Source organism: Streptomyces sp. NPDC039609, assembly GCF_055596705.1.
This window is the reverse complement of sequence record NZ_JBVIUJ010000001.1, coordinates 545,346-571,572: the sequence shown is the minus strand read 5'-3', so window position 1 is coordinate 571,572 and position 26,227 is coordinate 545,346. Positions and strand designations below refer to the sequence as shown.

Sequence of the window (26,227 nt, the reverse complement as noted above, 5' to 3'; positions counted from 1 at the left end):
GGGACGCGCCCGCGCGGGGCGGACACCGGGGGTGGAAGAGCGGGGTGGGGCTGGGGGGTTGCCGGAACGGGAGTGGTCCGGGTGGCCGGGTCAGCGGGCGAAGCGGTAGTCGTAGGCGCCCAGATCCGGGTCGTTGAGCGGGGTGCCGCTCCACAACCAGTCGTAGGAGACGTCGGACTCTCCGTCGAAGCCGCGCTTGAGCAGCGCGTCACGGGCCTCCTGACGAGGGCCGTCCGGATAGTGGTAGAAGGTCTTGTTCTGCAGCGAGGCGTCCTGGACCATGCCGGCGTGCTTGGCGCGCCGGTCGACGTAGCGGCGCAGCGCGAGCTCGGTGCCGTCGACGGTGGTTCGGCCCAGTTCCTCGGCCAGGACGGCGGCGTCCTCCATGGCCTGGGAGGCGCCCTGTGCCTGGTAGGGCAGCATGGCGTGGCAGGCGTCGCCCAGGAGGGCGACGCGGCCGTCCACCCAGACCGGGTCGCGGCGGCGGTGGTAGAGGGCGAAGCTCATGACGTCGTCCTTGGCCTTGGACAGCATCGCCGCGACGCGGTCGTCCCAGCCGGGGTAGGCGTTCACGAGCTCGTCGGCGCCGGCCTGGGCGGTCCACTTCTGGGCGACGTCGTCGGTGCACGGGACGCATCCGACGACGTTGAGGTACTCGCCGCCGCGGATCACGTAGTGGACGAGGTGCCGTTCGGGGCCGTACCAGATGGTGCTCTGGAAGCGGTCCATCAGGAATCGGGTCGCCGGGTCGGCGGCGATGAGGTCGCCCGGGATCAGTGCCCGGAAGGCCATCTCGCCGGAGAACTGCAGCGTGTCGGGGAGGCCCATGAGGTCGCGGACGCGGGAACGGATGCCGTCAGCGCCGATCAGCACATCGGCTTCGAAGCGTCGGCCGTCCTCGGTCACGGCGGTGGGCCGCCGGGGATTGCCGCGGTCCAGCTCGGTGACCGTGGTTCCGGTGTGCAGTGCGACGACCGGTCCGGGACCGGCCGGGTCGACGCAGGCGTCCGTGAGGACGCCGTGCAGGTCGGCGCGGTGGTAGTGCCAGTACGGGGCGTTGTAGCGCTGTTTGCAGGCGTCGCCGAGCTGGGTCAGCCCGATGATGCTGCCGTCCTTCCACCTGCGCCGCACCTGGTCCTGGGGCTCGGTGTGGATGGCCTCCAGCTGCCTGCGCAGTCCGAGCCCGAGCAGGATGCGGCTCGCGTTGGGCGCCGTCTGGATGCCGGCGCCGATCTCGCCGAACTGCGGTGCCTGTTCGAGCACGGTGACGCCGAGGCCTCGCTGGCGCAGGGCCAGTGCGGCCGTCATCCCGCCGAGCCCGCCTCCGACGATGACGACTTCGAACGATTGGGTGGATGCCATGTGTTCTCCAGATGCGGGTGCGGCAGGGCGGGATCAGTAGTCGACGAGTCGGCCCGCGCTGACGACGTCCTGGTCGTCGACGGACACGGTGCAGCCCCGCATGGCGATGTCGAGGTGTGCGTACGACTCACGGCCGAGGACGGGGTGCGGCCCGGTGGACCAGAGGAAGTTGCCGGCGAACGCCCGGGCGTCCATGCCCATCAGCTCTTCCTTGCCGTACAGGGCGGTGGCGAACCAGTCGGCGGTGCGCATCAGGCCCCAGCCCATGTGGGACAGGCTGCGCGCCCATTCGTCGTTCGCGTCGTCGAAGAACGTGTTCAGCAGATGGGCCTCGGCGCCGCCGGAGACCTTCTCGATGCGCCCGCCGGCGATCTCCAGGGTGACCGGCTGGCGTACGTACTCCTTGAACGGCAGCAGGATGTCGCCCTCGGCCAGCACGATCCGCCCGTCGGAGAACTGCGGCCAGCAGAGCACCATGGTGCTCGGCCAGTGGTCCCAGCGGCCCGGGTCGTCGGCGAAGCCCACCTGGAACTCGGGCTTGGAACCCGGCAGTTCGATGATCAGGTCGGTACCGGCTTCGGAGGTCACCCTCATCGTGGAGGCACTCCTCACCAGCTCGACGCCCTTGAGGACCTCGGCCTTGTCCTCCGGCTTGGGCAGATTGCGGATGAGGACGTCCGGCGCGTCGCAGACGAAGAGAATGCGGGTGCCGGTGCGCAGGATCTCCTGCTGGAGAGGGGCGTGGATGAAGCCTTCCCGCGTGAGGTCGACGACGAGGTCGGCGGCCTTGAGCAGCTCCTGGGCGGTGCTGTCGTTCAGCACGGCGGTCAGGCCGGGGCCGGCGCCGGTGTGGGTGCTGTCGGTGGGAGAGGGGTTTCCGCCGGGAACGGTGGCGGCGATGACATGGGCGCCACAGGCCTTCGCCGCACCGAAGGCGGCGGCGACGTAGTCACCGCGACTGCTCGGCTCGGACAGGACGACGACGTGCTCGTCGGGCGTGAGCTTGCACAGCTTCAGCTCACGGGTGAACGCGTCGAGCAGATCAACAGAGGTGAGGTCGAGCATGTCTCGCTCCTAGGGATGGGAGGTTGGTGAGACGGTTGGCCGCCGGTTCGGGCATACGAGTGGGGCATGGATCAAGCCATGCAGAAGGAAGTCGACGCCGTGGGCTGCGGCACTCCGGAGCACCGCCGACGGGATTAATCCGAGCACGTACGATCTCGCTCTGGCAAGAGGGTCGACCCGATTCGATTGCCGGCGCCTCCACCAACCGGCACGCCACCTCGCCGCCAGACGGTCCCGACCTGGCACTTTTCACGCACTCGCCCCACACCCTCGAATGAGGCCTCCGAATGGGCGGCGAAGACGAGGGACGCGAACCCTTGCGCGGAGGCGGCCGTACGTGCTCGGATCTTATTCATCCGCACCCGGACTACCTGCCCCGCGCGCCTCTCCCCTGGCCGATTCCCGACGGCGCACGCCGCCCCCTGAGGAGGGCTCAGATGTAAACCGAGTCCTTCACGTGCGACCGCGGAACGCGGCCGAGCGGGCAGCGATCCGCTGCTCACCACCGCCTGGCTGTACGCCGGGGGCCTCTGGAGGTCGGGCTTGCGCCTGCGGCGATGACACTTCTCTGCACTTCACCTGGATGGGCGAGTGCACTGGTCCACGGCGCCGGTACTCGCTGTCACCCCCGTCGACTTCACCGACCGAGCCCACGTGCTGCCTGCCACCCGCTCACACCGGCGACCCGGTCACCGCCCCCGCCGAAACCGGGCTGCTGCCCGGCGAGTTGCCGGCCCAGTCCCCGCGTCCTGACGCGGCGACGGTGCCGCCAGGGCCGATCATCGTGAGCACGCCGACGCCTCCGACCGCCGAGAGCAGCCGGGGTACTCGCATATGCCGCAGGTTCTTTCATGCACGACTCTGTCGCACCGGCTCCCGTGGTGGCAGTGTGTCGGTGCGCGGTCCTCGCAGTCCACCCCCGGAGACGGGATCGCGCGACGGCCCCGCCTGCCCCGAGCGGGCGGGGCCGCGCCGCCCCTCCCGACCTCCCCGCGGGAGGGTCCAGGCGCGCGCCGACGCCCTTGCCCCAAACCCGCTGGTGCTTCCTCGGAGCCCCACCCCGGCCTCCGTGATGTCCGAACAGCGGAGCGCGGGCAGAATTGACGTGAGGGTCCCGCTCCGCCGGTGAGTAACGCACTCGCCCTTCGTCCGTGCCCGGAAAGGGGGCCAGGTGTCCTCGCCTCGACCGGGGGGTCGGCCGTGGGACGAGCAGCCGCCCGGGCCTCTCTGGTCGGAACCCGGGACGCTGCTGGAACACGTGGCCGTGGCCGTGCTCGGCATCGACGAGGAGGGCCGGATCTGCTACTGGGGGCCCGGTGCGCAGCGGCTCTTCGGCTACGAGGCCCCTGACGTCCTGTCCCGGCCGGCCGCCGTCCTCTTTCCCGCAGCCCCGCTCGACGGGATCGGTGCGGCGGAGCGCCTCGCGGAGCGCGGCCGCACCCTGGGCTACTGGCGGACGCGCGTGCCGACGCTGCACCAGGACGGCAGGGTCTTCGACTGTGGGTTCCGGGTCTTCCCGGTGACGGGCGCCGAGGGCGGCACCGTCATCCTGGGGCTGGCGAGCGAGAGCGAGGGGCTCGACCGGGTGAAGACCAACCTCGCCTTTCTCGACGCGCTCTTCGAGACGTGTCCGATCGGCCTCGTGATGCTCGACGAGAACCTGCGCTACGTCCATCTCAACCAGGCCCTGGCCGACATGGACGGGATCCCGATCGAGGACCACATCGGGCGGACCATGGAAGAGTTCATGATCACGTCCGACGGGGACGCGTACCAGCGCATGCTGCGGGCCGTCGCCGACGAGGGCCGGCCCGTCGTGAACGCGCTGGTCGTCCTGCGTACGCCGGGCCGCCCCGACCGGGACCAGGTACGCTCCGTGAGCTTCTTCCCCCTCAGCCAGGCCGTCGGCACGCGGCCTGGTCTGGGCGGTCTCCTCGTGGACGTCACCGACCGTGAGCAGGCCATCGTGGAGGCGGCCGCCGGGCGGCAGAGACTGGCGTTGCTGGACCGGGCCGCGACCCGCATCGGCGCGACGCTCGACGTGGACGTCACCGCCCGCGAACTGGTCGACGCGGTCGTTCCCGAGTTCTGCGACGCCTCCGTGGTGGAGGTCGTGGAGTGGGAGGACGAACGCGAGGTGTTCGATCCGGAAGCGGTACTGGTCACCCGCCGAATCGCGGCCGGTACGTGCCTGCCGCCTCCCGCCCCCGAGCTGGTCGGCGGCCTGGAGCGCGTGACCTACCCGCCCGGCTCCAGCATCCACGAGACTCTCAGAACGGGCCGACCCGTCTGCGTCCCCGTCAACGCCGATTTCATGACCCGGACGGTCATCCACCAGGCCCGCGCCCAGCTCCTCGTCGACAGCGGTCTCACGTCTCTGCTCATCGCTCCACTCATCGCACGGGGCACGGTGCAGGGAATCGCCATGTTCGGCCGCTCCGACACCCGCCCGGACTTCACCGAGCAGGACCTCAGCCTGGCGGGCGAGCTCGCCTCGCGGGCCGCGCTGTGCCTGGACAACGCGCGGCTCTACAGCCGGGTCCAGGACATCGCGCTCACCCTCCAGCGGGAACTGCTGCCCACCGCGCTCGCGAACAACCCGTCCGTGCGCGTCGCCCACCGCTATCTGCCCGGCAGCCACGTCACGGAGGTCGGCGGCGACTGGTACGACGTGATCGACCTGCCGGGCGGCCGTGTGGCGCTGGTGGTCGGTGACGTGATGGGGCACGGTGTGCCCGCGGCGGCGGCGATGGGGCGCCTGCGCATCACCGCCAAGGCGCTGGCCCGCCAGAACCTGGAACCCGACAGTCTGCTCAGGGAACTCGACGCCTGCGCACAGGACGCCGGCATCGCGTACGCGACCTGTCTCTACATCCGCTACGACCCGACGACAGGCCTGGCCCGCATCGCGAACGCGGGTCACCTGCCGCCGCTGCGTCGACGGGCGGACGGCGCGGTCGAGTCGATCGACGAGGTGCTGGGGGTACCGCTGGGGGTCGGCGACGTGCCGTTCCGTACGACGGAGATCGAGCTCCACGACGGCGACACCCTCGCGCTCTACACCGACGGCCTTGTCGAGGCGCGCGGCGTCGACATCGGCCAGGGAATGGCAGCGCTCCGGTCGCAACTCGCATACTCGACCGGCACGTTGGAGGAGACGGCGGACAACATCCTGGCGCGCATGCTGCCCGACGCACCCACCGACGACGCCGTGATCGTCCTCGCCCGGATCCGGCGTCAAGACCCGGAACTCAGCCCTGGTGACCGGGACTGAAGTCGGAGACGTACCCCAGACGCAGGACGCGGGCGGTAGCGGCGGAACGCGGCCGACGCCCTCGCGTCGGACCGCGCCCTTGGGGCCGGCGGCGCCCTCCGAGGCCGGGTCAGGCCCGACCCACGCAGGACGCCGAACCGCTCCGGGGAGACGGGCGGATCTGACCCACCGCCGGTGGCACTAACCCTGCGGAACGTCCTTGACGAACACGATGCCGTCGCTGTCCCCCAGGTGGGCCGGGTCGATCGGGGAGTAGCCGAACCAGGGGGATTCGCGCGGCGCCGGCCGCGTATCACCGAGGGCGGTGGCCAGCCGCGGGGCGTCGATGACGCAGCGGTCCTCCGGGAGCGCGTACAGGAGTCCTTCGACGGTGTCCGGCGGCGGGGTGCCCACTCCCTGGTGCCGGATCGTGCCGAGCGCCGTGGCCAGGAAGGCGTACCCCTCGCCCAGGCTGGAGTTCACGATCGCGCCGGCGCTCCACCACTGCAGCCGCAGATCGCCCAGGCGCATCGTGCTCTTGTTCCGCTGGAGGTGGCCGTTGTGGGCGAAGACCAGTGCCGGGCCCCGTTCGGCGAGGGCGAGGAGGTTGTGGGCCATCATCCCGCCCCGCAGGCCCACGAGCCGCGCCAGGCGGCTCGGTGACGTGTCGGCCATCCAATGGTGGTAGCGCAGCAGGCCGGTGGCGGTGCGCCCGTAGAGGCGCGCCCGGTCCCACTCCTCCCGCGACGTCGTCGCCATCAGATGCGGTGTCTGCTCGTCGAGCAGCGCCACCAGATCGTCGGCGAGCAGCCGCAGTTCCTTGGCCTCGGCCGACTGTCCGACGGACCGCGCCGGGTCCATCATCGCGGCGGAGTCGGTCCACCGGTCGTCGGCGCCGAGCAGGCGGTCGAGTGTGTCCGCGGTGCAGGGGAGCAGGTCCGTGTCCACGCCGGCCGCGAGGTAGTCGTGGAGCGCGATGAGGGCCTGACGGGGGCTCTCGGCGCCGGTGATCTCCAGCGGGCCGTCGAAACCGGCGAAGCGTAGCTGTTCGGACGTGGGTCGGCCGACGTTGTACTCCCGCATCCAGCGCACGAGTTCGCGGTTGGCCGCGGACGCGCCGAAGCCGTGGGTGAAGCCGCGCTCCATGACCTCGTCGAGGGTGCGCGCGCCCGAGGTGACGTGGTCGTCCACGATCAGGCCCGCCAGGCAGCCGCTCTCGATCGTGATCGTCCGGTAGCCCTCCTCCTCGACGAGCTGTCGGAAGAGCGCGTTGCGCACGTCGAGCAGCGTGTCCTCGCCGTGGGTTGGCTCGCCCAGCGCGAGCAACCGCGGCCGGACCGGGAGCAGCCCCATGACGCCGGCGGCCTCGACGGCATGGGCGGTGTCCTTGATGTCGGTAGCCATGCCTTCAACGGTATCGTTGAACTTTCGGTTGAAACTTTCCCACGACATCGACGGGATCATGGGTCGAAACCTTCAAAGCGGGGAGCGGCTCAGGCCGGTCGATCTGGCACGCGAGCACGGTCTGTCCACGCAGGCGATCAGGAACTACGAGGAGGCCGGCATCCTTCCGGCCGCCGGTCGCACCCCCCACGGCTACCGCACCTACACCCCGCTGCACGCGGGGGCACTTCGCGCGTTCCTCGCTCTCGTGCCCGGCCACGGCCATCGGACAGCGACGTCGATCATGCGGGCGGTGAACGAGGGCACGGCCGAGGAGGCGTTCCGCCTCATCGACGAGAGCCATGCCCAGCTCCTCGACGACCGCCGCACCCTCCAGGCCGTGGAGAACGCGTTGCGTGACCTGGAGCCCGGTGCGGCATCCGAACCGGCCGCGGTGTCCGGGCCCGGAGGCACCTTCATCGGGCCGCTGGCGGGAGAACTCGGCATCCGACCCGCGACGCTGCGCACGTGGGAGCGCGCCGGGCTGGTGCGCCCGCGCCGCGACCCGCTGACCGGGTACCGCGTCTACGACGAAGCCGACGTTCGGGACGCCCGGCTGGCCCACCAACTCAGGCGGGGCGGCTACCTGCTGGAACAGATCGCCCCACTGCTCGCGCAGATGCGGGCCGCCGGCGGACTGGAGCCGCTGGAGGCCGCACTGTACGACTGGCGCGGCCGACTGTCCGCGCGCGGGCGGGCGATGCTGACCGGGGCCGCCGATTTGGAGGCGTACCTCCGCGAGCGCGGATGAGACGTCGGTCGCCGCCTCACCGAAGAGCACGTGTCGCCCGCCGACCGTTCGATCCCCGGCTGGTCGTAGGCCGGTGCCGCGGCCGCACCTGGCCGGTCCCGCAATGGGGTGCCGCCGCACACCTCGCCGCCCGCACTGGGGTGCCGCCTCGCACCTGTTCGGTACCCGCACGGTAGCCGAGTGGGTCAGGGCCGCAGGGCCACCCTCAGATCGACCACGTAGTGCTCCTCGATCCAGCCGTCGGGGAATAGGGCGGTCAGGCGTCGATGCTCGTCGACGAGGAACGCGTCCGTGCCCGGTTCGCCGATCAGGAACAGGGAGTGGGTGGACAGCTTGGCCAGGTGGTCGTCGACGGAGATACGGCGCGACCAGGGCAGCAGCCGGGTCGCGAACTCCAGGCCGCCTTGGGAGCGGGGCCGTTTGTTGGTGTAGAAGCCCGGACCGAAGCGTTTTTCGATCCGGGTGTGCTGGTCGGCGATCCATCCGACGCGCAGGTCCGGGTTGTTCGACCAGACGGCCAGGGCGCCGCCGGGCCGCAGCACGCGCAGCGCCTCGGGTACGGCCTGATCGGGGTCGGTCCAATGCCAGGACTGGGCGTAGGTGAGCAGATCGAGGGAACTCGTGGCGAGCGGCAGCCGGTTGCCGTCCCCGCGTACGAGAGGGATGCGCGGATGACGGCGGCGGAACTCGGCGGCCATCCCCTCGCCCGGTTCGACCGCGACCACCCTGGCTCCGTGGGCGTCCAGCAGGGCGGTCGCGATACCGGTGCCCGCGCCGACATCGGCGACACGGGCACCGGCCGGGTCGCGGCCGGCGAGGTCCTTCACAGCCTCGACGAGCGTGGGCGGGTACGAGGGCCGGTGGGCGGCGTACCGCGCCGCGGCCGTGCTGAACGAGAGGGCGCGGGATCCGGTCGTGGCGTCCATCGCCGGACCTCAGCCGCCGAACACGGTGCGGGTGGTCGCTCGCTGACGGTCCATCGGTCCCCCCTTGACGCTCCGGTGCGTACATCCGGCAGATTCTCAGGCTCCCGGCACCACCCGCAACAGGGCACGGCCGGCCGGGCATCCGAGGTACGCATGTGGGCGAGCCGAGTCGCAGGGCGGGCGCTTCGTTCCCCCAGGGGTCCACGTTCGGGAAACGCAGGCTCCCCGTCCGATCGGCGGTCTACCGTACGGGCATGCCGCGCTTCCTGCCGTGGTCACATGAGGAGGAACCCTGTGCCGTCGCCCTGTGACCCCAAGTACGCTCCCGCCGGCGATGTGGGTGCGGCGCTCATGATGATCGACTCCCGGCTCAAAGCCGTCTACGACGCCAGGACCGAAAGCGACCCCGAACAGCAGCAGTTGATCGAACAGTTCACCGCGTCCTTGACTCCCAGCGAGGCCGATGACGTGCTGGACGGCGCGTGCACGCTCGTCTTCATGTTCATGCAGTGGCTGCGGATGGCCTACGAGGACCACGACAAGGACGTCATCGCGTACGTCGTGCCCAACCTCGTGGCCTCGATGCGCAAGATGCCCCGGAGCGTCCGCCCCGAGGCCATCCCCACCATGGCCGGCCTGCTCGTCGCAGCGGGCACCGGCCTGAGTCCCAGCCTGTGGCGCCGGCAGTACGGAGACTGGACCGAGGACGAGATGAACCCCCTGGAGGCCACCGCCTTCCTGCTCGCGGAACACATCAACCGGCTGACCGACGACCGCGACTTCGCCACCCGTCTGATCACCGACGCCCTGTCCAGCGCCGACGAGGACTGACATCGCTGCCCGCCGGGCACCCCGGCTGCGGCCGTTCACGCCATGCCCCCACCCCCCACGCCTCGGCCACGGCCGGTCCGCCCTGAGGCGAGGCCGCGCGACTCCTCCTCCGGGAGGGCGGGGGCGCGCAGGCCCGCTGTCAGACCCTGATCGTACGGTCGTGGAGATGGGCCGGGCCTTGCCGGCCACCGGCGCAAGGGAGCAGTTCATGACTGAGATCAGCGTGGACCGGCAGCACCTGGATCACCTCCTGGCCGACAGCGCCAGCGCGTACGGATCTCCGTATCAGCGGGCGTTCGCCGAGCTCGCCGTGACACACCGCGGGCGGCCCCCGGGCGAGATCCTGCCCCTGCTGCACGCGGCCGCCGACCGTGCGCTGCTCGGGTTCGCCCCAGCCGATCTGCGCGAACAGGCCGAGGCGATCAGCACCGGCGCCCCCTACCTCCTGCGGGTGCGGGTGACCGGCCGCTGACCTGCCCCTGAGCGGAGTGGGGTCACGGGCGGGGGCAGAGAATGGGCGAGGGTGACGCGGAGGTGACCAGGTGTCCGCTCCCGTCGTTCACGCGTCTGCCGTTCCGGTCGTGGAACCACACGCCGCTCCGTGGGGCACGGCGACGGGGACGCGGGCACCGCCCTCGCAGGCGAAGAACCTGCGGTGGCGGTCGACCGTACGCCACCGCCCCCGCCGCCGGTCGACCGAACGCCACCGCCCCCGCCGCCGGTCGACCGAACGCCACCGCCCCCGCCGCCGGTCGACCGAACGCCACCTCCCCCGCCGCCGGTTCGCCGTCAGACGTCCCAGGTGACCGGGAGACTCTTCACACCGTGGATGTCCGCCGTCTCCGGCCGCAGGCCGACTTCTTCGGCCGGTACGGCCAGGCGCAGCGTGGGGAAGCGGTTGAGCAGTGCGGAGAACGCGACCCGCATCTCGATGCGGGCCAGCTGCTGGCCCAGGCACAGGTGGATGCCATGGCCGAAGGCCAGATGTGCGCCGTCCCGCCGGTGAAGGTCGAGCACGTGAGGATCGGCGAAGCGTTCGGGGTCGCGGTTGGCGGTGTTGTACGACAGGACGACCGTCGTGCCGGCCTCGATGACCTGGCCGCCTACCTCGACGTCCTCAAGTGCCGTCCTCATGAACGTCTTGGCGACGCTCAGATACCGCAGCAGCTCCTCCACGGCCTGGTCGGTGAGCGCGGGGTCGGCGCGCAGCGCGGCCAGTTCCGCCGGGTGCTGGAGCAACGCGAAGGTGCCGAGGGACAGCATGTTCGCGGTGGTGTCGAATCCGGCCGCCAGCAGGATCAGGCTGATCCCCTGCAGCTCCTCGTCGGTCAGGTCGCTGTCGGTGAGTTCGCTGAGCACGTCGTCGGTGGGGTTCTCGCGCTTGGCGGCCACCAACTGTGCGAGGTAGTCCTGGGTCGCGGTGTAGGCCGCCATCAGGTCCTCGTCGCTCGTCTCCCCGTTCATGAACTTGTCGATCTGTTCCTGGAAGGAGTCCCGGTCCCCGTAGGGCACCCCCAACAGCTCGCAGATGATGATCGTGGGGATGGGCTTGGCGAACGCGGTCACCAGGTCCGCCGGCGGTCCGGTCTTCTCCATGGCGTCCAGGCATTCGGTGGTGATCTGCTCGATGCGTTCGGTGAGCAGGCGCATCCGGCGTGCGGTGAACTTGCCCACCAGCGGCTTCCGGTAGCGAGCGTGCTGAGGCTCGTCCATGAGGAGGAACTCGCCGGGCGGCGCCGGAGGGATCTCGAAGTCGACCACGTTCAGGAGCTCTTTGCGCGAGCTGAACCTCGGGTCGGCCAGGACCGACCTGACCAGGTCGTATCCGGTGATCATCCAGCCGGGCTTCCCGCCGGGGTGTGTGTAGCGGCTGATGGGGCCGTGCCGGCGGGCATCGATCAGCTCCGTCGGCGGGTCGAAGGGGCAGCCGGGCCGACGCTCCGTCGGCAGCGTCGTGACGGTGTGGAGGGATTCACTCATGGCCATTCCTCGTCTCGCGACATCTCGGATTTGACGCATCGCGAAAGCTACGTTGCATTCGGAATTCCGTCAATCTTCCAGAAGGAGTATCCCCAGCTAGAGGGCGGTAAATTGATGCAATGACGTTGAGAGTGAATGCAACGCAGCATTGCAATGGATCGCAGCGAAGGCAATACTGACGGCATGCCAGGAGGACGGTTGACCCAGCAGGACCGCCAGCGCATCGCGGCCGGACTCGCCGACGGGCTCTCCTACGCCGAGATCGCCAGGCGGCTCGACCGGTCGACCTCGACGATCAGCCGGGAGATCGCCCGCAACGGCGGCCCCCGCGACTACCAGCCCCAGCAGGCGCACGGGGCGACTCTCCAGCGTGCGCGGCGCGGCCCACCGGCACCCCCGCGCGCGGCGCGAGTGCCGGGCGGCACGGTGGAGGAGGAGATCATCGAGCTGGCGGTCAGATCGGGGCTGCCGAGGATGACGGCGCGCGTGCATGTCGACCTGTTGTTGTCCGAGCACGGCAGGCGCACTGCGGCGGAGCTGACCCGCAGGCTGACGGTCAGCCCGGCTTCCGTATCCGTGGCCGTGAACTTCCTGGTCCAGCAGGGCTACGTCCGGCGTGAGCGCGATCCGCAGCGGCGTTGCGACATCTACGTGGTCGACGACGACGCCTGGTACCACTCGATCGTGATCAGCTCACGACAGACGCTCGAGTCGGCGCAGGCTGCGATGGCGGCGGCGGAGACGCTGGGGCTGGACACGCCCGTGGGGCAGCGACTGGCCAAGGTGGGGACCTTCCTCGAGCGAGTCATCGAGGACGTGACGGAGTCGGCCGACCGCTGGCGCGCGCTCCTGGCGTGAGGGTTCTCCCCTCGTCCCGCGCGGCGATCCGAGATGCCTGCGCGAGCAATCTCGAACGTCAGGCGGGTGATCGGCCGACCGGCCGGTCCCGGACCAGGGGCCAGCGGGCCCCGTCCCATGCGTACGGCCGGAGTCCCGCCTCGACGATCCCCTGCGGGTCGGCGTGCCCGGCGAGCCGGTCGTACGGCAGCGGGGCCGGCCCACGTAGCACCGCGTCGAGCTCATCGGCGGTCGGATAGCAGTCGTTCCCGCGCAACCACCGCCGGGCCGTCCGGAAACCTGATTGGCCGGCCGCCGCCGAGCTGCGATGATGCATGATTCCCGGACGGAGGACATTTGTTCGTTTTCGTGTGCGCGGGATGCGGCGCCGAGCTGACCACCTCGCTCTCCCAGGTCGCCCTTCCTGCCCATGCCCATCAGAGGTTCGGCAACGGGCTTCAGCTTCCGGTACTCATGGAGTCGGGCACGTTCGCCGTGAACCCGGAGCCCTGGGGGCCGCCGTGGCGACGGTGGGAGGAGATCCATCCGGACGAGGCGACAGCCCGTGGTGTCCACGCGCCGGTCCACGCCCTGTCCGACGGCGCGCCCGGCGCGATCGTCATCGCACCCGGAGACACCCGCAACACCCGCCTCATCCCGGAGAAGCGTGGCGGCGCCTGCTGCGGCCTCGACGCGGGCGACGGCCCCAACATGGCCTGCGAGGCCTGCGGCCTGCCCGTGGCGACCCGGATCGACGACTGCTCGCTCTGGCAGGCGGTATGGCTCGCACCCGATGCCGTGCGCCGCCTCCCCGTCGACGGTGCCGACACCGAACCGCTGTCCTGGACGGAGCTGATGGCTGCCGAGAAGGGCACGCCTCCGTTCGAACCGATCTGCACGTGGGGGTCGCGGCTGGGGTCGAACCTCTTCTGGTCGTGGAGCCCGCAGTGGGCGGCCGCGGCCGGCCGGGCACTCGCTCATCTCCTGGTGGCCTCGGAGGGTCGGCCGGTGACGGTCCCGGACGGTCTGATCGGGGAGCTGTTCCGACGAACCCTCGACTCTCTGCTCCCCGCGGGCCCGTCGGCGCGGCGCGCAGTCCTGGCGGGACCGGGACGGCCCGCCCCCGACGAGGGAGCCGACATCCTCCTCGTACCGAGCCATCCGCAGACGGGGCAAGCCTGGGCCCCGGCCGACTCGGACGGCCCGGCCGCCTCGGCGCACCTGGTGCCCTTGCCGGTCGGGGTGTGGCTGCGGCTGGCGATCCCCGAGCCGCATCTGCCCGCCCCCACGTCGGGCGGCATCCCCGACGGCGTCCTCCGAGACGACCTCGACCCGCCCATGTCGCGCCCCGACCACCCGTTCGGAGCCGACGTGGGAGTGTTCCGACACACCCTGGTCCGGCTGCCGGCCGTCCGCAACTCATGGCTGCGGGAGATCCTGGAGAACCGCACACGGGGCCTCATCTAGGGCGTGTCCGGCGAGGGGATGCCTTCACGTCTCGGCGCGTCGGAACTTACGGTTTGTGGGTTACCCAGAGCAGTTCCGCCGGCCAGCGGTATGCCCAGTCGGGTGGGTCGGTTTCGTTGTAGCCGTTGGGTGTTCCGCGTTCGGGCCGCGGCTCGATGAGATCGTCGATGATGAGACCCGCGCCCCGCAGGACCTTGACCCAGTCGCCGTAGGTGAGCTGATAGCTGGTCGCGCCGTCGTCTTCGGCGATGGTGTGCAGACCGAAGTAGTCCTGCTGCAGCGTCGTGGTCACGCGGCCGGCGGCTTCGTCGTAGCAAGCTTCGAACCATGGGCTGGCGACGTTGAACACCAGGCGCCCACCTCGGCCCAAGACGCGTGCGGCCTGCGGGACGGCCAGGTGCGGGGGCGCCCAGCTGAGCCCACCGAAGTCGCAGAACACCAGGTCGAAGCTGTCGGCGGCGAAGGGGAGTTGTTCGGCGGCGCCTTGCACCAGCGGGTAGGGGGCCGCTCCCATCGCGCGGGCCGCCGCGGCAAGTTGGGCTTCGGACAGGTCGAGCCCGACCACGGTGGCGCCCTCGGCGGCGAGCGCCCTGGACCACTGGCCTGCGCCGCAGCCGAGTTCGAGGACGCGCTTGCCGGTGACGTCGCCCAGGGCGTGCAGGTGCGCGTCGGGGATGGAGTACATGCCCCACAGTCGGGGTGTGGCGCCGATTTGCGGGTCATGCTCGTGCTGGTAGGCGCTGCTGATCCGGTTCCAGAGCCGCCGGTTGGCGGGGATGCTGTCCACGCGCCGACTCCAGCACTGCCCGCCGGGGTCGGTCAACAGCCCGGGGAGCGGCCCGCGGGCCCCGTGGCGGGCGGTGAGGGTGAGTGCCACCGGTCAGGGTGTCGGCCCCCGGGGGGTCACCCGCGATCTCCTGTCACCAGCGCTCGTACACGGTGAGGGGGCGCCCCTCACCCCCTCCGGCCACGACCACCAGGTCCTGATAGGTGAGCACGCCGCCCGCGCTCGCCACCCGGTCGCGGAACGTCCGCTCGTCCTTCTCGTCGCCCGTGGCCGCGTCGATGACGAACATCAGGTCGCCGTTCTTGTAGCTGGGCCTCACCACGGTCACCCGGCCGTCCGCCACGTCGAACGCGTCACCCCCGCCCCCCTTCCGCCACAGCTCGCCGCCGGTGGCCAGGTCGAACGCGACGACCCCACTGAAGGGGCCGCCGCCCTGCCCCCTCCCCGAATCGGCGAGAGCGAAGAGCCGTCCGTCCTTGACGACCGTCTTGAAGATCGCGCCGTAGTCGCCGACGGCGTCGATCCTGCTCTGACCGCGGCCGTCCGATCCGAAGGCGAGGACGGCGCTCAGGGCGCTGCCGTCCGCTTCATGGACCCGCACCGTCGGTGGATCGGCGGAGACGACGCGCAGCTCCGCATCCGCGTCGACACCGCGCCGGGCGTCGACGGGCACGGTCCACCGTGTCGTGCCGTTCACCGGGTCGAACGCGGCAAGCGTGGCCTCGGTGCCGCACATCAAGGCGGCGATCACCTGCTTCGGGGCGAGGCCGAGGCCGTGCGGGGCGCAGCCCTTCGACAGCGGGGCCGTCCAGCGCGGGGCACCGGTCTTCAGGTCGACGGCGCGCAGGCGGCCACCGTCGAGGAGAACGCCAAGGCCGCCGCCGGTGGTGACGACGTCGTCCAGGAACGCCGCCGAGACACCAGTGGTGCGCCACAGTTCCCGGCCGTTGGTGAGGTCGACCGCCACGACGGTGACGCAGTCCTTCTGCTTCGGCCTCGCCTCGCGGTGGGCGATCAAGGCGACCCCTGCGGCGGCGTCGGCGCTCGACGCGCACGTCTCGGCCCGGTTGGGCACGAGGTACTCCCAGCGCTTCTTCCCCGACCGGACGTCGTAGGCGGTCGCGCCGTCGAAGCGGCTGCGGACGACGGTGTCGCCGACGAGCCAGGTGTCGTTTCCGCCCTCGGCGGCCTCGCCGTCACGCGGCGCCTCCCAGACGGTGGTCATGGCATTGAAGGGCAGGTAGCCCGGCATGACGAGGTAGACGAGACCCGTGATGAGGGCGAGCCCGATGGCCGCCACGACGGTCACGGCGAGCGCTGCGCGCCACCTCCCCGTCGGTTCCGGTCGAACGACGCCCGCGTCGTTCGTTCGTCCTGTCATACGATCCCACCCCTGGTTCGATCGGCGCAAAAGTCAACAGGCTAGGCGATCTTCGATCAGCGGACACCACGCGGCTGCCGCAACAGACGTCCTCCGACTGCGACTTCTACAAGCGGCGAGGCGTAAGGGAACGGGGCTTCACCCACTGAAGCGGTGGCGCGACATCGCGACCCGGAGCAGCCGCCGCTCTCGCAGCACCGTGAGCGTGAGATTCGACGGCAGAACCTAGCCGGTGTTGTCCGCGCGGAAGGCTCGCCGGTAGGCGGCGGGTGTGGTGCGCAGGGCCTCGTGGAAGCGGCGGCGCAGGTTGACGGCCGAGGAGAGGCCGACCCGGTGCGCGATGGTTTCCACGGGCAGGTCGGTCTCCTCCAGCAGCGCCCGGGTGGCGGCGATCCGCCGGTCCAGCAGCCAGCGTCCGGGACTGATGCCCAGCTGCTCGGTGAAGCGCCGGGTCAGCGTGCGGGGCGAGACCTGCGAGCGGACCGCCATGTCGGCGACGCTGACCGGCTGGTCAAGGCGCCCGGCAAGCCATTCGAGGAGCGGGGCCAGCGAGTCGGTCACCGGTCCGGAGGTGGGCAGTTCGGCGTACTGCAGCTGGCAGCCCTCGCGGTGCGGCGGCATCACCATCTGCCGGGCGATGCGCATCGCGTACGCGGCGCCCTGGTCGACGCTCACCAGGTGCAGGCAGAGGTCCACGCCGGCCGCCGATCCGGCGCTGGTGGCGACGTCGCCGTGGTCCACGTAGAGCACCGCGGGGTCGACCCGGACCTGCGGGAACCTGGCGGCCAGCTCGGTGGCCCGGGCCCAATGGGTGGCGGCCCGCCGACCGTCCAGGAGTCCGGCGGCGGCGAGCACGAAGGCGCCCGAGCAGATGCCGACGATCCGCGCACCGCGCTGGTGCGCCCGGCGGACCGCCGTGACCACTGCCGTCGGCACCTCGGTGCCGACCTGCTGCTGCCAGCCGGGGACCAGCACGGTGTCCGCCCGCTCCAACGCGTCCAGGCCAGTCGTGACGAGCATGTCGTAGCCGGCCTGGGTGCGCACCGGACCGGGGTGTTCGGTGCAGATCTCGAACGCGTAGCGGGCGGGGATCGCCGGGCCGTGGTCGCCGAACACCTCGGTCGCGCAGGCCAACGGGAAGGTCGACTGCGGCGGCTGCAGCAGGGCCACGACCCGGTGCGGCGCCGGGGACTTCGGCAGCGAACGAAGCGTCATGGCGCGAAAGTACCCCTTCATGTCGTTCAGGACACTGGGTTGAACCGATTGGTCCAGTCCAATATCTGTCCTGTGACCACCGCACAGACGCAGAAGCAGACCCAGCCCCAGACCCAGACCGAGACTGCCCAGGCCACCCAGACCGCCCGGACAGATCCGCACACCTCCCGGCCGCCCGCCCGGCCCCCCTTGTGGGACCGGCGCTTCACGCTCTACTTCACCGCCCGCGCGGTCTCGCTGTTCGGCGACGCGATGATGCCGGTGGCCGCCGCGCTCGCGGTCGGCCCGCTGTACGGGATCTCCGGGGTCGGCTCCGTTCTCGGCGTCTGGACCGGGACCTTCGTCCTCTTGGTCCTGTTCGGCGGGGTGTTGGCCGACCGGTTCGGCGCCCGCCGGATGATGGTCGGCGCGGACCTCGTCCGGGTGCTCACCCAAGGCGTGCTGGCTGCCGCGTTCTTCGCCGGGGCGCCGCCGTTCTGGCTGCTGGTGACCATGGCGGCGCTGGCCGGTGCGGCCGTGGCGATGTTCCTGCCGGGGGTGAACGGGATGGTCCCGCTGGTCGCCCGCGAACCGCAGCGGGCCAATGCCACGCTCAAGGTGGCCGACGCGCTCGCGCATCTGCTCGGACCGGCCTTGGCGGGGCTCCTGATCGCGCTGACCAGCGCTGGGACCGTGTACGCGATCGACGCCGGCACCTTCCTGCTCAGTGCCCTGTGCCTGGTGCTCATCCGGCTCGCCCCGACCACCCCGCGCACGGACACGGCGGATGGATCCGACGCCGACTCCCTTGCGCACACCGGCAGTTCACTCCGCCGCGACCTGCGCCAGGGGTGGCAGGAATTCCGCGCCCGCACCTGGATGTGGGCGGTGATCCTGATCTGGGTGGTGTTCGGCGTGCTGCTCTTCGGCCCACTGGTACCGCTCAGCTCGACGCTGATCGGAGCCCGGCTCGGCCCGAACGCCTACGGCCTTGTGGTCTCCTTCCTCGGCTTCGGAACAGTGCTCGGCGGCCTGCTGGCTCTGCGGCTGCGCCCGGCCCGGCCACTGGCGGCCGGCGCGGCGGCGATGGCGCTCTACACCCTGCTGCCGCTCTGCGTGGCGCTGGGCGCCGGTCTGCCGGTGCTGCTGGCGGGCCACGTGCTCGGCGGCGGAGCCTTGGCATTCTGGTCGGTGATGTGGGCGACCAGCGTGCAGACCCACACCCCACCCGCGGTGCTGAACCGGGTGAGCGCGTACGAGCTGGCCGGCTCGGTGTCCGGGATCGCGCTCGGCCAGATACTGGCGGGGCCGGCCGCCGCGCTGGCCTCCCCGGAACGGCTGCTGCTGGTGTCGGCCGGCGTCTGCCTGGCGGGCTGCGTGGCCCTGTTCGCGATCCCGGCCATCCGCACCCTGCGCCGCGCTGCTCTCACGGAGAGCGGCAAACCGGGAGCGCCGGGCGGGCCGGACGGCACGGACGGCACAGACAGCACGGACAGCCCGCACAGCTCACACAGCACAGACAGCCCGCACAGCCCGGACGAGAACTGAGCTGCCCCACAACGCCGTTACGCCGCGCACCGCCTCGCCCACGATTCGTGCACCGGCCGGGCAATCGATAGGGTGCCAGGTCACGACCGCACCCCGTTCGATCCACGGGCCGGTCAGGGCTCTGCCGCAGTCTGTGGCACCTCCACGACTGCCTTGCCGACCCCTGCCTGCCCGGGCCCTGGAACACGGGGGCGATCCTCACGGCGGGGCAGTCGGGCCCGGCCGACGGGACAGGAGGAAAAGTGGCACAGATCATCGCCGAGGTCTCACGGACGTTCAACGAGTTTCTGCTCCTGCCGAACCGGACCCGGACCGACTGCTCGCCTGCGACGGTCGACCTGCGCACACCCCTGGTACGGCACATCGTCGGTGAGGCGTCGGCGATCGAGCTGCACTCCCCCTTCACGTCCGCGATCATGCAGGCGGTCGGCACACCGGAGCTCGCGATCGCGCTCGCCCGCAACGGCGGACTGAGTTTCCTGCACCACAACCAGCCGGTGCACGACCAGGCCGCAGCAGTCCGCCACGTGAAGAATTTCAAGGCCGGATTCGTCACCAGCGACACCAACCTCCGACCTGACGACAGCCTGGGTCTCCTGGTCGAGATCATGCGCCGCACGGGTCACAGCACCGCCGCGGTCACTCATGACGGGACCGCCACCGGCCGCCTGCTCGGCCTGGTGACCTCCCGCGACTTCCACCCTCAACGTCACGACCTGGCCGAACCCGTCAGCGGGCGGATGACCGCCATCGCCGACCTGCCGTACGTCGGGCCCGACACCACGCTTTCCGAGGCCAACGCCCGGCTGTGGGACGAGCGCCTGGACTGCCTGCCCGTACTCGACGGCGAGGGCAACCTGCAGCATCTGGTGTTCCGATCCGACTACACGGACAACAAGCGTTTCCCGAACCAGGCCGTGGACGCCGCCAAGCGCCTGCGCGTGGGGGCCGGCGTCAACACCCATGACTTCCAGGAGCGCGTCCCGGCCCTGGTGGAGGCGGGCGTGGACGCACTGTGCTTCGACTCGTCCGACGGCTACAGCGACTGGCAGGCGCAGGCCTTGACCTGGGTGAAGAAGCACTATCCCGAGATCCCGGTCGGCGGCGGCAACGTGGTCGACGGCGAGGCCTTCACCTTCCTCGCCGAGGCCGGGGCGGACTTCGTCAAGGTCGGCGTGGGCGGCGGTTCCATCTGCATCACCCGCGACCAGAAGGGAATCGGCCGCGGCCAGGCCAGCGCCGTACTGGACGTCGCGGCGGCCAGGGACGCATTCCGCGAGCGTACCGGCGCGTACGTGCCGATCTGCTCCGACGGCGGGCTGGTGCACGACTACCACGTGGCCCTGGCGCTGGCGATGAGGGCCGACTTCGTCATGATGGGACGCTACTTCGCGCGTTTCGACCAGGCGGCCGGCGCGAAGCTGGCCACCCGTGACGGCTTCGTGAAGGAGTACTGGGGCGAGGGCTCGAATCGAGCCCGTAACTGGCAGCGCTATGGCCAGGGCGGTCAGGGGCTGGTCTTCGAGGAAGGCGTGGACGGTTACGTCCCCTACGCGGGTGACCTCGACGAAGGGCTCGCCCTGACCGTCGCCAAGCTCAAGACCACGATGGTCTCCTGCGGTTCGGCCACCCTGCCGGAGTTCCAGTCCACGGCCAGGCTGACCCTCGTCTCGGACCAGAGCTTCCAGGAGAGCCACGCCAACGTCACTCTGCGGGACACCCCGGCGACGGTCTCCTGACCAGACGCCGAGGTACGTGGGTCCGGTCGTTCACGAACGTGCGGCCGGACTGGTCACAGGATCCTGAGGCGGACGGACGACTGTCCGTCCGAGCCCTCGTCGGAGAGACGCGGCCGCGCCCCGACCGAGTCAAGACTGGAGTGTCACGACGGGGCGAGGACGCAGAACTCGTGGCTCTCCGGGTCGGTCAGGCACGTCCACGGGACGTCGCCCTGGCCGAGGTCGAGGTCGGTGGCGCCGAGGGCGCGCAGCCGGGCCACCTCCGATGACTTGTCGTCATCGGGGGACGGCAGCAGGTCGAGATGGACGCGGTCCGGCACGGTCTTCACGTCGGGCGTGCGAAGGAACTCGAGATACGGGCCGACGCCCTTGGCGGAGCGAAAGACCGCACTCCCGTCGGTCACCTCGTGCAGGGTCCAGTCCAGCGCCTCATCCCAGAAGCGGGCCATGGCCCGCGGATCCGCGCAGTCGACCACCACCGCGGCGATCGGCCCCGTGTCCCGGTAGACCTCGCGAGGCTCCAGCACGCAGAATTCGTTGCCCTCCGGGTCGGCGAGGACCGTCCACGGCACATCGCCCTGGCCCACGTCGGCGGGCGTCGCACCGAGAGCCTGAAGACGCGCGACCAACTCCTCCTGATGGGCCACGGAGGTGGTGGCGAGATCGAGGTGCACACGGTTCTTGGTTGTCGTCTTGGGTTCCGGGACGGGAACGATGTCGACGCAGACGGCGACCGGGTCCGGCCAGACGAGGTCGCCGGCGGGTCCGACATAGGTGGTCACGCCGGGTTGGAAGACACTCCAGCCGAGCGCCTCCGCCCAGAACCGGCCAACCGCCAAGCCATCGAGAGCCTTGATGTTCACCTGAACAGGTCGCAGTCCCATGCCGGCGATCCTATGCGCCGTCTCTGCACCGACAGCCTCAGGTTCCGACAGATCTTGGGAGTCGCACCCCGTGCTCGCTCAGCCGGCGCGGAGAATCCGGAAGCGATCGGGTTCTGCCGGATCCCGATCAACGACCTGGACCGGCGCCCAAGCCCATTGCCACACGTTGATGCCCGGCGTGCGGGAGAACTGGATCTGCCCGCGCGTCCCTTGGACCGCGACGCGCGCCCAGGATGCGGCAGTTCGCACCCGGTCCAGGCCGTGCGAACGGAGCACCTCGGCGAGGACTGCGACCGTGTCGTAGCCCTCGAAGGCGACGAAGGAGGGCGCTTCGCCCAGCTGCTCGCGGAGGGCCGTTTCGACCCGTGCACCGAGGGGGCTGAGATGCTCGGGCAGATAGCGCAGGAACGGGATCGCGGCGCCGTCGTCACCCAGCAAGGTCGCCCATTCGGCGAACTCCGGTTGTCCGGCCGGAGCACCGATCGTGATCTCGGCGAGCCGCCGATCGCGGCGGACGGACTTGACGATCGGCGCTGCCGGCTCCGGGTGGCCGACCAGAAGAAGGAGGGCTGTCGCGCGATTGTCGACGAGTTCGTCGCACAACGCCGTGGGAGTGAGCGCGCGCGCGTCGAGTTCGATGACGGTGCCGCCGCGTGGAGCGAGATGGTCCCGAAGGATGCCTGCACCAGCCGCCCAGTAGACACTCGGCTCGGCCGCCACGGCGATGCGACGGTGGCCGGCGCTCAGGAGGAAGTCCGCGTAGATCCGCCAGCCGTGGGACTGCGCAGGGGCGAGGCGCGCGACCCATTCCGTGGGCTCCTCGGTGAGCGTGTCGAGAACCGCTGACGAGCAGAGGAACGGCAGACCGAGGGCGTCGGCCCTGGCAGCAGCGGCGCGGGCGACGACGCTGTGGTACTCCCCTGCCAAGGCGGCAACGCCCAGGCGAGCCAATTCATCCACGGCCGCCACGGCTCTCTGCGGGTCAGCCGCGGTGTCCCGGACCACCAGCTCGAGCGGTCTTCCGACGATCCCGCCGCCGTCATTGACTTCTCGAACGGCCAACTCAAGGCCAGCGAGCAGGTGTTGCCCCGCCTCGACCCATCCAGGCCGAGTGAGCGGAAGGAGGGCCCCGATCCGGACGACAGATGCGTCATTCGGCTCCGCGCCAGGCGGCGATGGTGGCGTAGTCATGCGATGGAGTCTCCCACGTGACGATTCGGTCGCAGTGGGCCCGGATCGGTCGGTGAACGTCAGTGGTGCCGAGAGTAGTTGAACCGACTGCGGCCGGCTTCGGTACGTCCGCCGCAGGCGGCCGTAGGGACGGCGATGACGCACCGCCGGTTCGAGGTCGAGCACGGCCGAACGGCCGTTCCGGTAAGCGTCGGATGCCCCCAGAGGGAGAGCAACGACGAGCGAGCGCCCCCGGGGCGTCGCCCGCCTCGGCACGGTCGCCCTTGACGGCGCTCAGGACTCGGTCACGCTCGACGAGATGGCGGGCACCCAACTCGCCCTCATTTCCCGAAACTTGACGGCTAACACCGTTAGCCCTAGCGTGACGCCACCCGGGTATCGCCGTTAGCCGTATCGGTCGGTAGGTGAGAGGGCGCCGCAATGAACACCGCCACAGTCGGCAGCACCTCGCGCGACAGCGTCCCGAACCGGCCCCTCCGGTGTCCCGGGATCGCCGCGTTCCCCGTCCCGCCCACCGTACGGATGACACCTTCCGGATCCCGACGGCCCAGCAGCATCGCCCTCACGGGGACGGCCCTCCGTGACTGACCGCGCGCAGCAGATCATGGCCGCCGCCCGCGAACTGCTCGACTCCGAGGGACCGGATGCGTTGTCGATGCGGCGCATCGCCGAACGCGTCGGCATCCGGGCGCCTTCCCTGTACAAGCACTTCCCCGACAAGGCCGCTGTCGAAGCCGGGCTCCAGGCGCAGGGGATGACCCTGCTGGCGGAGGAACTCGAGGCCGCCGAAGCCGAGATCGGCGTCGAACCGCCCCTGCTCGTGCTCGCACGCGCCTACCGACGACACGCCCTCGTCGGCCCGCACCTCTACCGCATCACCCACACTCGGCCGCTGGTTCGCGCCGCTCTTCCCGACGGACTCGAAGATCGAGCGGCGACGCCGCTGGCCCGCGCGGTGCACGGCGACATCGAGATCGCGCGCTCGTTCTGGGCCTTCGCGCACGGCATGGTCGTACTCGAACTCGACGGCCGCTTCCCGCCCGGCGCAGACCTGGACGCCGCATGGCGCACCGGCTGCGAGGCGTTCGCCCAGGCCATCCGGGGCAGGCCCCGGGAAGACACCGCATGACGACGATCGCCGAGGAGCCTTCGGGCTGCACCTCCCGCGCCGCCGGAGGACGCACGCCGAGGCATGGACCCTCGGGCTCACGGCCCTGACCCGGACTGAGACTTCGACGGAGTGACCATGGATTTCGCCTACCTGCCCAGTCCTTCGACCGGGGTCCTGCACCTCGGCCCCGTTCCGTTGAGGGCGTACGCCTTCTGCATCATCCTGGGCGTGTTCGTGGCCGTCTGGCTCGGCAACCGGCGCTGGGTTGCGCGGGGCGGCGAACAGGGCGTCATCGCGGACGTCACCACGTGGGCAGTGCCGTTCGGCATCGCCGGTGGACGGCTGTACCACGTGGTGACCAGCCCCGACGCGTACTTCGGCGAAGACGGCGTGCCGATCCGAGCCCTGTACGTATGGGAGGGCGGGCTCGGCATCTGGGGCGCCATCGCCTTGGGCGGGGTCGGCGCGTGGATCGGCTGCCGTCGCCGCCGGATCCCGTTGTCCGCCTACGCGGACGCGGTCGCCCCCGGCATAGCCCTGGCCCAGGCGATCGGCCGGTGGGGCAACTGGTTCAACCAGGAACTCTACGGCCGCCCCACCACGCTCCCCTGGGGCCTGGAGATCGACCCCGCGCACCGCCCGTCCGACATGCTCGGCATCGCGACGTACCACCCCACCTTCCTCTACGAGTCCCTCTGGAACATCGGCGTCGCCGCACTGGTCCTCTGGGCGGCCCGCCGGTTCGCGCTCGGTCACGGCAGGACCTTCGCCCTGTACGTCGCGGCCTACACGATCGGCAGGTTCTGGACCGAGTACCTGCGCATCGACGAATCCCACGCGTTCCTCGGCCTGCGCCTGAACGGCTGGACCTCCGTCGTGGTCTTCGTCGGCGCCATCGCCTACCTCGCCGTATCGATCCGCCGTCACCAGGGCATGGACGACGTGTCACGACCCAAGGACGAGGGCAAGCGCGACGACGAGCCGCGCCCGGGCGTCGCCCTCAGGGCAGGAGCTGGTAACGCAGGATGACGCGTGAGACCGACGGCCGGGCGCTGTTCACGGAGCGGGGGCTCGCCTCGGCGCGTCCGCGCGGGATGAGGCCGCCCCGGTCCACGCCGTGCGAGCGGCGTGCGGACCGGCACTCACTCTTTCACCCTCTAGTTGCTGGTGGCTCCCTTGGGCACATCGGTCACTGCGGCGGCGATCACTGCCACGAGGTTGTCGGTCCAGCAGTCGGACTCTTTCGTCGCGATTTCGACGCCACATCGAGCACAGACGAGATTGGGGCCGTCTTGGCCAGCGAGCCCGCAGCAACCGCTGACGCGCCGTTGATCGGAGTGAAGAGCGGTTCCTGGAACGTCGTCCGGATGAAATATCAGAAGGGTGCCGTCGAAGTTGGTCTTGAAGGTTCCCAGGGCCATCCGAGGCGGAACGACCTCGTGGCTCGGCGGCCGCTCAGGGCCCATCACTGGTTCCCCCGGCACCACATCGCTGGTAGCAGGCTGCTGACAGTTGGCACAGCGAAAGACCGTCATACGGCCATTCTCCTCGCCCAGCGGTGCCCACGCCGTCGTAGCCATAGCGGCGCTGCACATCGTCGGCTGACTACCTGAATCTGGCAACGTGGGCAGGGCCGTGATCCCGATCCGTCAGAGACCCGACGGATGGGTGGAGAGCCAGCCGGCATACCGATCGCGCGCCCGATTCCGTTCCTCGGGCGTGACGAGGAAGACGTCGGCGCCACCGTCGTAGGGGTGGTGGATGCGTCGCATCTGAGTGTCAGTGACGAGGACCCCCGCCACCTTGTCGTCAGCGATGTCACGCAGCAATTCGTCGAGGCAGCCATGTCGCCAGGGCCGGCGGGCCACGAAGAGGTGGCAGTAGGTGCGGAACTTCGGGTCCGGATCGTCCTCCACCAGCAGGCTCTGCCAGTAGCCAGCGTCAGGCTGGAACGGCGGAACCTCGGCTTCGGTCGTCCAGACCGGTGTGATCACGTACACGTCCCCACCGGCGAACAACGCATCGAGGACCGTGTTGTAACGCTCCAGGAGGACGGCGTACTCACTCTCGCCGCGTATCGCTTCGACTCCGGCAGGCTGTGGAAGCGCACCCAAACATCCCGATACGGATCACGGAGCTTGTACCCAACCGGAGGGCAGTTGGGCCAGCGCTGATGCCACAGCTCCGTCAAAGCCGTCTGCCCGCCCTCAGACACCCTGGTGCACTCGTCCTCCCGGGTTAACCCCTACCGACGCCCATGATGCCCGGCATGCCCGCCCAGGAGAAGCGGCCTCTAAGGCAACTGCATCGGCCTTCGCCGACCCCCAGACCCTCGATCCCCACGGTACCGCCCGCCGCGGACTCGAGGAGTTCGGTACCGCTGGCTACGCGCCGGGCGGCACCGCGGGGCCTGCGTGCTCCTGCCGGGGCTCGGGGCGAGCCAGGACGGGACAACCACTGCAGAGACGCGCTGAAGG

24 protein-coding genes are annotated in these 26,227 nt (G+C 70.5%); 10 read left to right on the top strand and 14 right to left on the bottom strand.

Annotation, left to right across the window (positions count from 1 at the left end; translation table 11 throughout):
* Positions 1–90: 90 nt before the first annotated feature.
* The 3 genes from ACZ561_RS02555 to ACZ561_RS02545 all read right to left on the bottom strand — a co-directional run bounded on the left by ACZ561_RS02555 (position 91) and on the right by ACZ561_RS02545 (position 3,261).
* On the bottom strand, positions 91–1,362 hold the full coding sequence (locus tag ACZ561_RS02555) for an FAD-dependent oxidoreductase (protein ID WP_470988681.1): 1,272 nt from the start codon (positions 1,360–1,362) through the stop codon (positions 91–93).
* A gap of 33 nt (positions 1,363–1,395) precedes the next feature.
* Entirely contained in the window at positions 1,396–2,427 is a 1,032-nt protein-coding gene (locus tag ACZ561_RS02550; RefSeq protein WP_470988679.1) for a 2,5-dihydroxypyridine 5,6-dioxygenase NicX family protein, read from the bottom strand.
* 672 nt (positions 2,428–3,099) lie between these two features.
* Complete coding sequence (locus ACZ561_RS02545; RefSeq protein WP_470988671.1) at positions 3,100–3,261, bottom strand: hypothetical protein; 162 nt, start codon at positions 3,259–3,261, stop codon at positions 3,100–3,102.
* Positions 3,262–3,598: 337 nt separating this feature from the next.
* Between ACZ561_RS02545 and ACZ561_RS02540 the strand changes: the two genes are divergently transcribed.
* Positions 3,599–5,701, top strand: coding sequence for a SpoIIE family protein phosphatase (locus tag ACZ561_RS02540; RefSeq protein WP_470988669.1), 2,103 nt, complete (start codon positions 3,599–3,601; stop codon positions 5,699–5,701).
* 180 nt (positions 5,702–5,881) lie between these two features.
* On the opposite strand, the gene ACZ561_RS02535 is transcribed toward ACZ561_RS02540, so the two are convergent.
* Positions 5,882–7,084, bottom strand: coding sequence for an erythromycin esterase family protein (locus ACZ561_RS02535; RefSeq protein WP_470988666.1), 1,203 nt, complete (start codon positions 7,082–7,084; stop codon positions 5,882–5,884).
* Between the two features lie 58 nt (positions 7,085–7,142).
* Here ACZ561_RS02535 and ACZ561_RS02530 point away from each other — a divergent pair, with 58 nt between their 5' ends.
* On the top strand, positions 7,143–7,874 hold the full coding sequence (locus ACZ561_RS02530; protein WP_470990030.1) for a TioE family transcriptional regulator: 732 nt from the start codon (positions 7,143–7,145) through the stop codon (positions 7,872–7,874).
* Positions 7,875–8,059: 185 nt separating this feature from the next.
* Here ACZ561_RS02530 and ACZ561_RS02525 read toward each other — a convergent pair whose 3' ends face one another.
* Positions 8,060–8,800: a class I SAM-dependent methyltransferase gene (locus ACZ561_RS02525; RefSeq protein ID WP_470988663.1), complete on the bottom strand. Its 741-nt coding sequence runs from the start codon at positions 8,798–8,800 to the stop codon at positions 8,060–8,062.
* A gap of 294 nt (positions 8,801–9,094) precedes the next feature.
* On the opposite strand from ACZ561_RS02525, the gene ACZ561_RS02520 reads away from it, so the two are divergent.
* Both ACZ561_RS02520 and ACZ561_RS02515 read left to right on the top strand, forming a co-directional pair.
* Positions 9,095–9,631: a hypothetical protein gene (locus tag ACZ561_RS02520; protein ID WP_470988660.1), complete on the top strand. Its 537-nt coding sequence runs from the start codon at positions 9,095–9,097 to the stop codon at positions 9,629–9,631.
* A 208-nt stretch (positions 9,632–9,839) separates the two neighbouring features.
* On the top strand, positions 9,840–10,103 hold the full coding sequence (locus ACZ561_RS02515) for a hypothetical protein (protein ID WP_470988657.1): 264 nt from the start codon (positions 9,840–9,842) through the stop codon (positions 10,101–10,103).
* Between the two features lie 317 nt (positions 10,104–10,420).
* Here the strand turns inward: ACZ561_RS02515 and ACZ561_RS02510 are convergent, their stop codons facing one another.
* The gene (locus tag ACZ561_RS02510; protein WP_470988655.1) at positions 10,421–11,611 is read right to left on the bottom strand and encodes a cytochrome P450; all 1,191 of its coding nucleotides are present in this window, start codon (positions 11,609–11,611) and stop codon (positions 10,421–10,423) included.
* Between the two features lie 183 nt (positions 11,612–11,794).
* On the opposite strand from ACZ561_RS02510, the gene ACZ561_RS02505 reads away from it, so the two are divergent.
* Positions 11,795–12,469, top strand: coding sequence for a helix-turn-helix domain-containing protein (locus tag ACZ561_RS02505; protein ID WP_470988653.1), 675 nt, complete (start codon positions 11,795–11,797; stop codon positions 12,467–12,469).
* 58 nt (positions 12,470–12,527) lie between these two features.
* On the opposite strand, the gene ACZ561_RS02500 is transcribed toward ACZ561_RS02505, so the two are convergent.
* Positions 12,528–12,785, bottom strand: a complete 258-nt coding sequence (locus ACZ561_RS02500) for a hypothetical protein (RefSeq protein WP_470988650.1) — start codon at positions 12,783–12,785, stop codon at positions 12,528–12,530.
* A gap of 20 nt (positions 12,786–12,805) precedes the next feature.
* Here ACZ561_RS02500 and ACZ561_RS02495 point away from each other — a divergent pair, with 20 nt between their 5' ends.
* The gene (locus ACZ561_RS02495) at positions 12,806–13,915 is read left to right on the top strand and encodes a hypothetical protein (RefSeq protein ID WP_470988647.1); all 1,110 of its coding nucleotides are present in this window, start codon (positions 12,806–12,808) and stop codon (positions 13,913–13,915) included.
* A gap of 46 nt (positions 13,916–13,961) precedes the next feature.
* Here the strand turns inward: ACZ561_RS02495 and ACZ561_RS02490 are convergent, their stop codons facing one another.
* From ACZ561_RS02490 to ACZ561_RS02480, 3 genes are all read right to left on the bottom strand, one after another.
* Positions 13,962–14,702: a class I SAM-dependent methyltransferase gene (locus tag ACZ561_RS02490; RefSeq protein ID WP_470988644.1), complete on the bottom strand. Its 741-nt coding sequence runs from the start codon at positions 14,700–14,702 to the stop codon at positions 13,962–13,964.
* Positions 14,703–14,835: 133 nt separating this feature from the next.
* Positions 14,836–16,083, bottom strand: a complete 1,248-nt coding sequence (locus ACZ561_RS02485) for an outer membrane protein assembly factor BamB family protein (RefSeq protein ID WP_470988641.1) — start codon at positions 16,081–16,083, stop codon at positions 14,836–14,838.
* A 225-nt stretch (positions 16,084–16,308) separates the two neighbouring features.
* The gene (locus tag ACZ561_RS02480; protein WP_470988638.1) at positions 16,309–17,298 is read right to left on the bottom strand and encodes a GlxA family transcriptional regulator; all 990 of its coding nucleotides are present in this window, start codon (positions 17,296–17,298) and stop codon (positions 16,309–16,311) included.
* Between the two features lie 72 nt (positions 17,299–17,370).
* Here ACZ561_RS02480 and ACZ561_RS02475 point away from each other — a divergent pair, with 72 nt between their 5' ends.
* Positions 17,371–18,825: an MFS transporter gene (locus tag ACZ561_RS02475; RefSeq protein WP_470988635.1), complete on the top strand. Its 1,455-nt coding sequence runs from the start codon at positions 17,371–17,373 to the stop codon at positions 18,823–18,825.
* A 242-nt stretch (positions 18,826–19,067) separates the two neighbouring features.
* A complete protein-coding gene (locus ACZ561_RS02470) occupies positions 19,068–20,564 on the top strand; it encodes an IMP dehydrogenase (RefSeq protein WP_470988632.1) in 1,497 nt (498 codons plus the stop codon).
* Positions 20,565–20,707: 143 nt separating this feature from the next.
* Here ACZ561_RS02470 and ACZ561_RS02465 read toward each other — a convergent pair whose 3' ends face one another.
* Both ACZ561_RS02465 and ACZ561_RS02460 read right to left on the bottom strand, forming a co-directional pair.
* Positions 20,708–21,448: a VOC family protein gene (locus ACZ561_RS02465; protein ID WP_470988629.1), complete on the bottom strand. Its 741-nt coding sequence runs from the start codon at positions 21,446–21,448 to the stop codon at positions 20,708–20,710.
* A gap of 78 nt (positions 21,449–21,526) precedes the next feature.
* Entirely contained in the window at positions 21,527–22,639 is a 1,113-nt protein-coding gene (locus ACZ561_RS02460) for an ABC transporter substrate-binding protein (RefSeq protein WP_470988626.1), read from the bottom strand.
* A gap of 580 nt (positions 22,640–23,219) precedes the next feature.
* Here ACZ561_RS02460 and ACZ561_RS02455 point away from each other — a divergent pair.
* Both ACZ561_RS02455 and lgt read left to right on the top strand, forming a co-directional pair.
* Positions 23,220–23,768, top strand: coding sequence for a TetR/AcrR family transcriptional regulator (locus ACZ561_RS02455; protein ID WP_470988624.1), 549 nt, complete (start codon positions 23,220–23,222; stop codon positions 23,766–23,768).
* Between the two features lie 117 nt (positions 23,769–23,885).
* Entirely contained in the window at positions 23,886–24,779 is an 894-nt protein-coding gene (gene lgt, locus ACZ561_RS02450; RefSeq protein ID WP_470988621.1) for a prolipoprotein diacylglyceryl transferase, read from the top strand.
* 128 nt (positions 24,780–24,907) lie between these two features.
* Here lgt and ACZ561_RS02445 read toward each other — a convergent pair whose 3' ends face one another.
* Both ACZ561_RS02445 and ACZ561_RS02440 read right to left on the bottom strand, forming a co-directional pair.
* A complete protein-coding gene (locus tag ACZ561_RS02445) occupies positions 24,908–25,285 on the bottom strand; it encodes a hypothetical protein (protein ID WP_470988618.1) in 378 nt (125 codons plus the stop codon).
* 114 nt (positions 25,286–25,399) lie between these two features.
* Entirely contained in the window at positions 25,400–25,768 is a 369-nt protein-coding gene (locus ACZ561_RS02440) for a DUF3885 domain-containing protein (protein ID WP_470990028.1), read from the bottom strand.
* Positions 25,769–26,227: the final 459 nt, after the last annotated feature.

Coding starts and splice junctions, on each gene's coding strand:
- ACZ561_RS02555 (WP_470988681.1), bottom strand. CDS start 1,362: ATGGCATCCACCCAATCGTTCGAAGTCGTCATCGTCGGAGGCGGGCTC.
- ACZ561_RS02550 (WP_470988679.1), bottom strand. CDS start 2,427: ATGCTCGACCTCACCTCTGTTGATCTGCTCGACGCGTTCACCCGTGAG.
- ACZ561_RS02545 (WP_470988671.1), bottom strand. CDS start 3,261: ATGCGAGTACCCCGGCTGCTCTCGGCGGTCGGAGGCGTCGGCGTGCTC.
- ACZ561_RS02535 (WP_470988666.1), bottom strand. CDS start 7,084: ATGGCTACCGACATCAAGGACACCGCCCATGCCGTCGAGGCCGCCGGC.
- ACZ561_RS02530 (WP_470990030.1), top strand. CDS start 7,143: ATGGGTCGAAACCTTCAAAGCGGGGAGCGGCTCAGGCCGGTCGATCTG.
- ACZ561_RS02525 (WP_470988663.1), bottom strand. CDS start 8,800: ATGGACGCCACGACCGGATCCCGCGCCCTCTCGTTCAGCACGGCCGCG.
- ACZ561_RS02515 (WP_470988657.1), top strand. CDS start 9,840: ATGACTGAGATCAGCGTGGACCGGCAGCACCTGGATCACCTCCTGGCC.
- ACZ561_RS02510 (WP_470988655.1), bottom strand. CDS start 11,611: ATGAGTGAATCCCTCCACACCGTCACGACGCTGCCGACGGAGCGTCGG.
- ACZ561_RS02505 (WP_470988653.1), top strand. CDS start 11,795: ATGCCAGGAGGACGGTTGACCCAGCAGGACCGCCAGCGCATCGCGGCC.
- ACZ561_RS02500 (WP_470988650.1), bottom strand. CDS start 12,785: ATGCATCATCGCAGCTCGGCGGCGGCCGGCCAATCAGGTTTCCGGACG.
- ACZ561_RS02485 (WP_470988641.1), bottom strand. CDS start 16,083: ATGACAGGACGAACGAACGACGCGGGCGTCGTTCGACCGGAACCGACG.
- ACZ561_RS02480 (WP_470988638.1), bottom strand. CDS start 17,298: ATGACGCTTCGTTCGCTGCCGAAGTCCCCGGCGCCGCACCGGGTCGTG.
- ACZ561_RS02465 (WP_470988629.1), bottom strand. CDS start 21,448: ATGGGACTGCGACCTGTTCAGGTGAACATCAAGGCTCTCGATGGCTTG.
- ACZ561_RS02460 (WP_470988626.1), bottom strand. CDS start 22,639: ATGACTACGCCACCATCGCCGCCTGGCGCGGAGCCGAATGACGCATCT.
- lgt (WP_470988621.1), top strand. CDS start 23,886: ATGGATTTCGCCTACCTGCCCAGTCCTTCGACCGGGGTCCTGCACCTC.
- ACZ561_RS02445 (WP_470988618.1), bottom strand. CDS start 25,285: ATGACGGTCTTTCGCTGTGCCAACTGTCAGCAGCCTGCTACCAGCGAT.